Source organism: Pseudoalteromonas sp. ESRF-bin5, assembly GCF_002632075.1.
GTDB lineage: Bacteria > Pseudomonadota > Gammaproteobacteria > Enterobacterales > Alteromonadaceae > Pseudoalteromonas > Pseudoalteromonas marina.
The window spans coordinates 1-8857 of sequence record NZ_NTLW01000031.1; the positions used below are offsets into that span (position 1 = coordinate 1).

10 protein-coding genes and 1 pseudogene are annotated in these 8857 nt (G+C 40.6%); 8 read left to right on the top strand and 3 right to left on the bottom strand.

Annotated features, from left to right (window positions below; genetic code table 11):
• The 4 genes and pseudogenes from nadE to folX form a co-directional block, all read left to right on the top strand.
• Window positions 1–246, top strand: a pseudogene (gene nadE / locus BCG07_RS00660) (ammonia-dependent NAD(+) synthetase); the annotation flags it as partial.
• A gap of 135 nt (window positions 247–381) precedes the next feature.
• Window positions 382–1101 (top strand): dihydromonapterin reductase, encoded by a 720-nt coding sequence (gene folM / locus BCG07_RS00665; protein WP_276753402.1) that lies wholly within the window; start codon window positions 382–384, stop codon window positions 1099–1101.
• A gap of 17 nt (window positions 1102–1118) precedes the next feature.
• A complete protein-coding gene (gene folE / locus BCG07_RS00670; protein ID WP_006792489.1) occupies window positions 1119–1673 on the top strand; it encodes a GTP cyclohydrolase I FolE in 555 nt (184 codons plus the stop codon).
• A 3-nt stretch (window positions 1674–1676) separates the two neighbouring features.
• Window positions 1677–2033 (top strand): dihydroneopterin triphosphate 2'-epimerase, encoded by a 357-nt coding sequence (gene folX / locus BCG07_RS00675; RefSeq protein ID WP_008129424.1) that lies wholly within the window; start codon window positions 1677–1679, stop codon window positions 2031–2033.
• Between the two features lie 12 nt (window positions 2034–2045).
• Here folX and BCG07_RS00680 read toward each other — a convergent pair whose 3' ends face one another.
• Together BCG07_RS00680 and BCG07_RS00685 are read right to left on the bottom strand one after the other, a co-directional pair.
• A complete protein-coding gene (locus BCG07_RS00680) occupies window positions 2046–2480 on the bottom strand; it encodes a YqaA family protein (protein WP_138740661.1) in 435 nt (144 codons plus the stop codon).
• A gap of 69 nt (window positions 2481–2549) precedes the next feature.
• Entirely contained in the window at window positions 2550–2915 is a 366-nt protein-coding gene (locus BCG07_RS00685; RefSeq protein WP_039038192.1) for a DUF4870 domain-containing protein, read from the bottom strand.
• A 182-nt stretch (window positions 2916–3097) separates the two neighbouring features.
• On the opposite strand from BCG07_RS00685, the gene BCG07_RS00690 reads away from it, so the two are divergent.
• The 4 genes from BCG07_RS00690 (at window position 3098) to BCG07_RS00705 (ending at window position 6838) form a co-directional block, all read left to right on the top strand.
• Window positions 3098–3799, top strand: coding sequence for a spondin domain-containing protein (locus tag BCG07_RS00690; RefSeq protein ID WP_006792493.1), 702 nt, complete (start codon window positions 3098–3100; stop codon window positions 3797–3799).
• A gap of 10 nt (window positions 3800–3809) precedes the next feature.
• A complete protein-coding gene (locus BCG07_RS00695) occupies window positions 3810–4532 on the top strand; it encodes a spondin domain-containing protein (protein ID WP_286888065.1) in 723 nt (240 codons plus the stop codon).
• 88 nt (window positions 4533–4620) lie between these two features.
• Window positions 4621–5346: a response regulator transcription factor gene (locus BCG07_RS00700; protein WP_006792495.1), complete on the top strand. Its 726-nt coding sequence runs from the start codon at window positions 4621–4623 to the stop codon at window positions 5344–5346.
• 10 nt (window positions 5347–5356) lie between these two features.
• Window positions 5357–6838 carry a sensor histidine kinase gene (locus BCG07_RS00705; RefSeq protein ID WP_286888066.1) on the top strand — a complete coding sequence of 494 codons (1482 nt, stop codon included), beginning with the start codon at window positions 5357–5359 and terminating at the stop codon, window positions 6836–6838.
• An 84-nt stretch (window positions 6839–6922) separates the two neighbouring features.
• On the opposite strand, the gene BCG07_RS00710 is transcribed toward BCG07_RS00705, so the two are convergent.
• Window positions 6923–8857, bottom strand: a 1935-nt coding sequence (locus tag BCG07_RS00710) for a S9 family peptidase (protein ID WP_286888067.1), incomplete at its 5' end; no start/stop codon positions are given.

The following is an 8857-nucleotide window of genomic DNA, read 5'->3' on the forward strand; positions in this document are numbered from 1 at the left end:
CGCCAAGTTCGCGCACTAGCGACTGCCCTAGGTGCGCCAGCAGTGCTTGTTGAAAAAGCCCCTACAGCCGATTTAGAAAGCGACCGACCGGGCCTCACCGACGAAGAAGCGCTTGGTTTAAGTTACAACCAAATTGATGATTTTTTAGAGGGCAAACCTGTCTCTGAAGAGGTGGAGCAAAAGTTAATCGGTATATATCTGCGCACGCAACATAAACGCCAGCCAATACCAACAATTTACGATTGATATAAGTGATATAAAAAGCAATTAACAGCATCTAGTTTAATTGCTTTTTTGATCGCCCTACTCAAATATTACGTACACATTGCACTTAACGTACTAATATTTATTAAAAACTTGCCAAAGAGAACACTGCATTATATGACATCGCCTATTTTAATTACTGGTGCAGGCCAACGAATCGGCCTAGCCCTTGCTCAGCATTACTTAACCCAAGGGCAAAAAGTGATTATTACTTATCGTACTCGCCATGATGCCGTAGAAAAACTAGCGCAGCAGGGAGTGACTTGTATCCATGCCGATTTCAGTACTGATGCGGGAATTAATGAGTTTATTAATACATTGAAAGCCCATACCCAATCCTTAAAGGCTGTTATACACAATGCATCTAGCTGGGACTGTGAAGCAAATAATCCAGACCACGCCAAGCTTTTTGATAACATGATGCGCATTCATGCCAAAACACCCTACTTAATTAATATGCAGTGCGCTGACTTACTTTTAGCGTACCAGCAAGCTAGCGGTGCTGCGGCAGATATTGTACACCTTACTGACTATATAGTTGAAACAGGAAGCCCTAAGCATCTGGCATATGCGGCAAGCAAGGGCGCACTTGATAATCTAACAAAATCGTTTAGTGCTAAATACGCACCAAATATAAAAGTAAATGCGGTTGCGCCTTCGCTTATTATTTTTAATGAGCACGACGACGAACAATACCGCGCTAAAACACTTAAAAAATCATTGATGGGCATCGAACCTGGGTGCCAAGAAATTATAAACAGCATTGATTTACTATTACAAAGTCAGTACATAACAGGGCGCTCTATCCCTGTTGATGGCGGACGTCATTTAAAGTAAAAAACACTGAGACACCTATGCATAACGAATTAAAAGACAGCTACCAGAAAATTATAACCGCCGTAGGCGAAGACGCTGAACGCGAAGGTTTATTAGACACACCAAAACGTGCTGCAAAAGCAATGGAATACCTGACACAAGGGTATCGCCAAACGCTTGATGAAATTACTAATAATGCCGTATTTACCTCTGATGCAGACGACATGGTACTTGTGCAAAATATAGAACTTTACTCTATGTGTGAGCACCACTTGCTACCATTTATTGGCCGCTGCCATATTGCTTATATTCCAAACGGCAAGGTGCTGGGGTTATCTAAATTTGCGCGTATTGTTGATATGTTTTCGCGTCGTTTTCAAATACAAGAACAGTTAACACATCAAATTGCCAAAGCCGTTGAAGAAGTGACTGGCGCAAAAGGTGTAGGCGTTATTGTTGAAGCTAAGCACATGTGCATGATGATGCGCGGTGTAGAAAAGCAAAACTCAAGCATGCGTACATCAGTAATGCTGGGTAACTTTAGAAGCGACCCTAAAACACGCAACGAATTTTTGCAGCTTATTAAAGGGTAATCTATGGCCAACGCAATTATTAATGTTACTAACTTACGCTTACGTACATTTATTGGTTTTAATCCTGAAGAGCGTGAAAAAAAGCAAGACGTAGTGATCAATCTTGAGATTCACTACCCTGCCGACAACGCATGTAAAACCGATGAAGTAGACCAAGCACTTAACTATAAAGTGATCACCAAAGAGGTGATTAGTTTAGTTGAGCAAGGACACTTTTTATTACTAGAAAAGCTAGTCGCTGAAATTCTTGCTGTTTGTCATTCACACCCGAGTGTAAATTATGCCAAAGCCCGTGTAGATAAACCGCATGCGCTTCGCTTTGCTGACTCTGTATCGTTAACACTTGATTGGACAAAGTAGTGTGCGTATAGCTTAAATAAGAGCTTCTACTCCCACGGCAAGGGCAATAACCGCTAAATAGCGTGCGCCTTTGCCAAGTGTTACTAAAAGTAAAAAAACGCTAAACCTCACTTTAAAAATACCGCCAATAACTGTTAATGGGTCGCCAACAACAGGCAGCCATGCAAACAATAGGCTATATACGCCATATTTATTAAACTGATTTTGTGCCTTTTCAAGCCCTTGTTCTGATACCGGAAACCACGTTTTATGTTTAAAACGTAAAACTTGCGTGCCTAACCAATAGTTAACACAGCTTCCCAATACATTACCTAGTGTTGCTACCAACCATAAAAGCCAAAGGTTAACTTGGCTTTGTGTGATCATTCCCACCATGATCACCTCTGAAGAACTCGGCAATAGCGTAGCTGAAATAAATGCGCTTAAAAACAGCGTTAGATAAAGCATAATAACCTTGCGGGAAAAGGTAAAACCCCAGCCTAAGGCTAGGGTCGGTTTATACAAATAATTGAGCGCTTATTTTATCAAATTTAAACTCAGTGGATAATTAAACTCTTTACCTTCATTGGCTTTAATACTCGCTAAAACCACCATAATAAAAGAAAAGATAGCCACAATAGGTAATAAAATTACACCGATCACAACAAACATCAATGCAAAACAAATAATATAGGCAATTGCCATAGTTATCTGAAAATTAAGCGCTTTTTTACCGTGCTCATTGACCATTTGCATTTCATCTTTTTTAATTAACCAAATAATTAATGGTCCTATGATTGAACCAAACGGCACAATAAATCCAGCAAACGCGCTTAAATGGCACAACATTGCCCATGTGCGCTCATCTTTATTTACTACTTTAACCTGTTGATTTTCTTCCATAACACAATCCTTTAATTTTTATAATGCGGTTTAATTATACACAGGTCTATAAATTTTCTGGCGTATTTATTTACAAAAATCACAGCCTACATTCCTGTGATAAAAAAGTGATAAGTTTGTGAGAGTTTCTGGAGACGATTGTTCAATACTTATCTCGAATCATCACTTACAGGAAATAAAAAATGAAAGCTTCAACTTTTACACTTGCAACTCTTTTAGCGGTAGCTAGCCAGTCAACCATGGCTGCAGAGTTAGACTTAACAATAACCAACCTAACCCAAGGCATTCACTTCACTCCGCTACTCGTTACAGCACACAACAGTGAAGATAAGCTTTTTGAAGTTGCAACTGAAGCTTCTACCGCATTACAAACAATGGCTGAAGGTGGCAACATTGCTGAGCTAATGGCACAAGCCACTGCAGCAGGTAGCGATATGGCTGCAAACCCAGCAGAAGGTCTATTAGCACCATCGTCATCAACCATGACAACACTAATGACGACTGACGGGAACGATTACTTATCAGTGACCGCTATGTTACTACCTACAAACGATGGCTTTGTTGGCCTTGATAGCTGGAAAATACCAACCGAAGCAGGTACCTACACAGTTTATTTAAATGCATACGATGCGGGCACTGAGCAAAATAATGAGCTAGTGGTTGAAGGTTCTGGAGCACCTGGTACGCCAGGTATTCCTGCAGCACCAGGTGGTGATGCGGGTACAGGTGGCGCAGGCTTAACAAGCACCGATAGCAACATTAATGTGCATATTCACCCTGGTACACTAGGTGACGACGACTTAACCGCTGGTAATAGTGATTTAAGCAACACGGTTCACAGATGGTTAAACCCTGTAGCTAAACTAACCGTTACGGTTAAGTAGGAGCGTAATCATGGCATCTTTAAATAACTTTAAAAAAAGCATCGTGGTTGTTGCACTTGCAGCTTCACTTGCAGCCTGTGGCGACAACGACAGTAACGATCCTGTTCAAGTTGTCACACCGCCGACTCCTGAGCCTGTAAGCTATACATTTGATGTAACCGTCAGTAATTTAACCGCAGGGCAGCCACTATCGCCTATTGCCATTATTGCACATACAGAAGGCACACTTTGGCAAATAGGTAGTCCTGCATCGGTTGCATTAGAAACAATGGCTGAAGGAGGCGACAACAGCCAACTACTTGCATTAGAAAACGCCATTGCAAATGCATCAAGCGAAGGCCCTGTTGGACCTGGCGTAAATACCACGATTACATTAACGACAGACTCACTTGAAGCACTCAAGCTTTCACTTGCCACTATGATGGTGAACACAAATGATGGATTTACCGGTCTTAGTGCTTTAGACGTATCTTCATTAGCCGTGGGTGACTCTTTAATTCGCACCACTGTTGCTTATGATGCAGGTACTGAAGCAAATACAGAAGCAGCTGGTACGATACCCGGTCCTGCTGATGGCGGAGAAGGTTTTAATGAAGCCCGTGATGATGTTAATTTTGTAGCAAGACACCCAGGTGTAGTTACAAATGAAGATGGCTTATCTAGTTCAGTACTTAGCCCTGAACATAAGTTTGATAACCCATTAGCAAAAGTGGTTATTACCAGCACTCAGTAATTCGTTTATCTGTATTGACCTTGATATACCAGCTTGTAATGGGGAAGTAGGGGCGCACGGAAGCCCCCTTTTTTTACGAGGATAAACAATGCGTCATGAAAAATTACTCATAGTTGAAGACGACAGAGAAATTGGTAAATTAATTACCACACAGCTTACATCGCTAAATTTACATGTGGATCATGTTATAAGTGCTGAGCTGGCTCTAAAAAAAATTGCCAAGCACCCCTACGGGCTTATTTTACTGGATATAAACCTGCCGCAAATGGATGGATTGAGTTTATGTCGTAAAATAAAAGAGCACTATCCAACTACCTCCGTTATTTTACTCACCGCACTAAGTAGTGACATGGATAGGGTTATTGGCCTAGAAATGGGCGCAGACGACTATATTTGTAAACCCTTTTTTGCACGTGAACTACAAGCCAGAGTAAAAACCCAACTTCGACACAGAGCACAGTTACTCGCCAGCCAAAATACCGATGAACCCTCTGTTGCAAGTGAACAAACCCTTAAAGTTGGCTCATTAAACATTGAGTTTGACTCTCATCAAGTGTATTTAGCCGAACAGGCAATTAACCTAACTGCCACCGAGTTTGATTTGCTGGTGTATTTTGCACGCCACCCTAACCATGTATTTAGTCGCCAACAACTACTTGATAAAGTCTGGGGCTACCAACATAGCGGTTACGAACATACTGTTAATTCACATATTAATCGGTTACGCGCAAAGCTTGAATTGCACCAATCGACACCTATTATAGAAACCGTTTGGGGTGTGGGATACAAACTCAATCCAAGCCAACTTAATTAAGATTTTTATTATGAGACTTTCTTTGTACCAAAAATTAGCAGTGTCGTTAGCCGTAATTTTTTGTTTTATTTGCGCGCTGGTTTATAGCTGGAGTAAACAACTAGAACTCAACTCTAAACACCATGGAGAACAAAATTTACATTTAGCGCTAGCTGAGCATTTAGTACAAGATAACCCATTGATAAAAGAAGGCGTATACGATTACGAAGCCCTTGAAAACCTATTTCATACCTTAATGTTACTCGGCCCCGCCTTTGAATTTTACTTTGTAGACGAAAACGGAAAAATATTAACTTACTCCGCAGAGCCCGGAAAAGTGAAGCGTACACATATTAATTTAACGCCATTAAAGCACCTTATAGCTAACCCAAGTGCTACACGAGTTTATGGCGACAACCCAAGAAACCCTGATCAACAAAAAATATTTTCTGTGGCGCCTGTTTTTAATAACAACACATTGCAAGGTTATTTATATGTGATTATTGGTGGTGAGGCATACGACACCTCTCTTAATCATATAAAAAGTAACGACTCGTTATTATTGGCTGCCATATGGCTAGGCTCAGCACTCGTTTTTTTATTTATTGCGATGCTTATTTTACTGCGATTTTTTACAAACCCTATTCAACGCCTTGCAAAAGATGTAAGCAAAATTGAGGCTGCAAACTACAGCCTAAACGACACAAAATTGAGTATTTATTCAACTCAAAAAAGTAATGAAGTCCATAGCTTAAGCCGAACTATTCAAGCAATGCTCACACGTATAAACGAGCAATTTAAAGCACTAGAGCAAGGCGATAAACAACGCAAAGAGCTACTTACTCACTTATCTCATGACTTACGTACGCCACTGGCTTCGTTACAAGGTTTTTTAGAGGTGTTAAATCAGTCAGGTGACAAACTAAGTGCGCAAGAGCAGCAAGAGTACTTGCAAGTATCACTGAATAACTGTGGTCAACTTAAGCAACTAATAGAGCAAATTTTTGAACTCGCACACCTCGAAAATGGCGAAATAAGTATTAACAAAGAAACATTTAACCTAGGTGAACTTATTTACGATTGTATTGCTAAGTTTAGTTTGGCCGTAGAGAAAAAAGGCATTAATTTATCGGTTGAGCCAGCAATTTGTGACTTTCCTGTCATTGCCGACATAGCCAAACTTGAGCGTGTTTTAAGTAACTTAATCGATAACGCCATTAGGCATACCCCGCGTGACGGCAGTATTGCTGTGCGTGTAAAACGCGGTGATGACAATCAATTATTTGTGCAGGTTTCTGATACCGGCGTGGGTATTAAACACGAAGAGTTAAATGCCATTTTTGATCCTCATTACCAAGCTAGTAATTCTAACAAAGCCGGCCGACAACAAGGTGGTTTGGGCCTTGCTATTTGCCGCGGGCTATTAAAACTCATGGACAGTGAAATAAATGTACAAAGTGAACTAGGCAAAGGCACTATGTTTAGCTTTAATTTGCCACAAAAAAAGGCGTAACTTAACGTTACGCCTTAGCTCATTACTTAGTTGAATTGTGGGACCGCTGACCTTTGCAAATTAAATAACAGCCCCTAGGGTTTGTTATTTTTTTATACCTGCTAAATCAAGCATAAATGCATAATTTAACGCGGCATCTTCTAGTCGTTTAAAACGGCCAGAAGCACCGCCATGTCCGGCTTCCATATCTATTTTAAATAATAGTTTATTATCATCTGTTTTGTAGTCACGCAGCTTAGCAACCCATTTTGCTGGCTCAAAATATTGAACCTGTGAATCGTGTAAACCTGTAGTAACTAACATATTAGGGTAGTCTTGCTTACTGACTTGATCGTACGGTGAATACGACAACATATAATCGTAATATTCTTTCTCGTTAGGGTTACCCCACTCGCCATACTCGTTAGTTGTAAGCGGAATAGTTTCATCCAACATAGTGGTAACCACATCAACAAACGCAACCTGTGCAACCATGCCTTTATAAAGCTCAGGGGCTTGGTTTGCCACTGCACCCATTAATAATCCACCCGCACTGCCGCCTTGTGCAAATATGCTGTCTTTTGCACCATACTTTTGCTCAACTAATGACTTAGTTACATCTACAAAGTCGTTAAACGTGTTCTTTTTGGTAAGTAGCTTACCCGCTTCGTACCACGGGCGACCTAACATTTGCGAACCACGTACGTGAGCAATTGCAAATACAAAACCGCGGTCAAGCAACGTTAATCGTGCAGAAGAAAAGCTCGGATCCATTGTTGCGCCATACGAACCATAGCCGTATTGCAATAATGGGTTAGTGCCATCTTTTTTAAATAACTCTTTTCGATACACCAAACTCACCGGTACTTTTACGCCATCGCGTGCTGTTACAAAAATACGTTCTGAGGCATAGTTGTCTGCGTTAAAGTCACCTAATACTGTTTGTTGTTTTAATAATGTTTTTTCGCCAGTGGCCAAATTAACATCATAAGATGAACCCGGCGTAGTCATACTGGTGTAGTAAACACGCAGCGTATCGCTGTCTAATTCGTTATTACCGTACGCATTAATTGTATATGCACTGTCGTTAAAGCTTAGTGGTAACTCTTTGCCCGATGTTAAATTACGCGCAATCAGTGTTGATTGGCCCATTTCGCGTTGTTGGTATACTAAGTAGTCATCAAACAACTCAACACCTTCGAGTTTAATACCCTCGCGCGCAGGGATCACGCTTTGCCAATTTGCTTTATCACCGGCTTTATCAATATCTACTTTCATAAGCTGAAAGTTAACGGCATTTAAATTAGTAACAATGTAATAAGTATTGCCTAATTTGGAAATGCTGTATTCAAGGTTGGCTTCACGTTCAATTAAGCGCTTAGGCCTAGCGTTTACATCATTTGCATTAAGTACTGACAAACCCGATGCATCAGTACTGCTATGCCAAATATAAATTTCTGAGCCGTCTTTGCTCTTGCTCATACCTGTGTAATAGCTTGTGTCTGTTTCTTCGTAAACAAGCTCGTCATCGCTTTGTGGTGTACCAAGCGTATGACGATAAACCTGATACCCGAGTAAGGTTTGCGCGTCTTTTTTGATGTAATAGACTGTTTTATTGTCGTTCGCCCACACAACATAACCACTGGTGCCTTCAAGCGTATCTTCTAATAATTTACCAGTGCTTAAATCCTTAATTTTTATGTTGTAAACACGGCGACTCACCGTATCTTCACCATACGCCATTAAATTGTCATTTGGGCTGACATTTAAACCACTAACCGCAAAATAGTCATGACCTTTAGCCAATTCATTTACGTCTAAAATAACTTCCTGATCGGTGCCTGCAAAATCACTACTGCGTAAGTAAGTAGCGTACTCATTATCGCCGCGAGTTTGCGACGAGTAATAGTACTGGCCGTCTTTTACCGGAACAGAGTCATCATCTTTTTGAATTCTCCCTTTAAGCTCTTCAAATAAACTACTTTGTAATTTTTTAGTATGCGCAAGCATAGCGTCAGAATACGCATTTTCGGCTTCTAA

Coding starts and splice junctions, on each gene's coding strand:
- BCG07_RS00695 (WP_286888065.1), top strand. CDS start 3,810: ATGGCATCTTTAAATAACTTTAAAAAAAGCATCGTGGTTGTTGCACTT.
- BCG07_RS00685 (WP_039038192.1), bottom strand. CDS start 2,915: ATGGAAGAAAATCAACAGGTTAAAGTAGTAAATAAAGATGAGCGCACA.
- folE (WP_006792489.1), top strand. CDS start 1,119: ATGCATAACGAATTAAAAGACAGCTACCAGAAAATTATAACCGCCGTA.
- folM (WP_276753402.1), top strand. CDS start 382: ATGACATCGCCTATTTTAATTACTGGTGCAGGCCAACGAATCGGCCTA.
- folX (WP_008129424.1), top strand. CDS start 1,677: ATGGCCAACGCAATTATTAATGTTACTAACTTACGCTTACGTACATTT.
- BCG07_RS00690 (WP_006792493.1), top strand. CDS start 3,098: ATGAAAGCTTCAACTTTTACACTTGCAACTCTTTTAGCGGTAGCTAGC.
- BCG07_RS00680 (WP_138740661.1), bottom strand. CDS start 2,480: ATGCTTTATCTAACGCTGTTTTTAAGCGCATTTATTTCAGCTACGCTA.
- BCG07_RS00700 (WP_006792495.1), top strand. CDS start 4,621: ATGCGTCATGAAAAATTACTCATAGTTGAAGACGACAGAGAAATTGGT.
- BCG07_RS00705 (WP_286888066.1), top strand. CDS start 5,357: ATGAGACTTTCTTTGTACCAAAAATTAGCAGTGTCGTTAGCCGTAATT.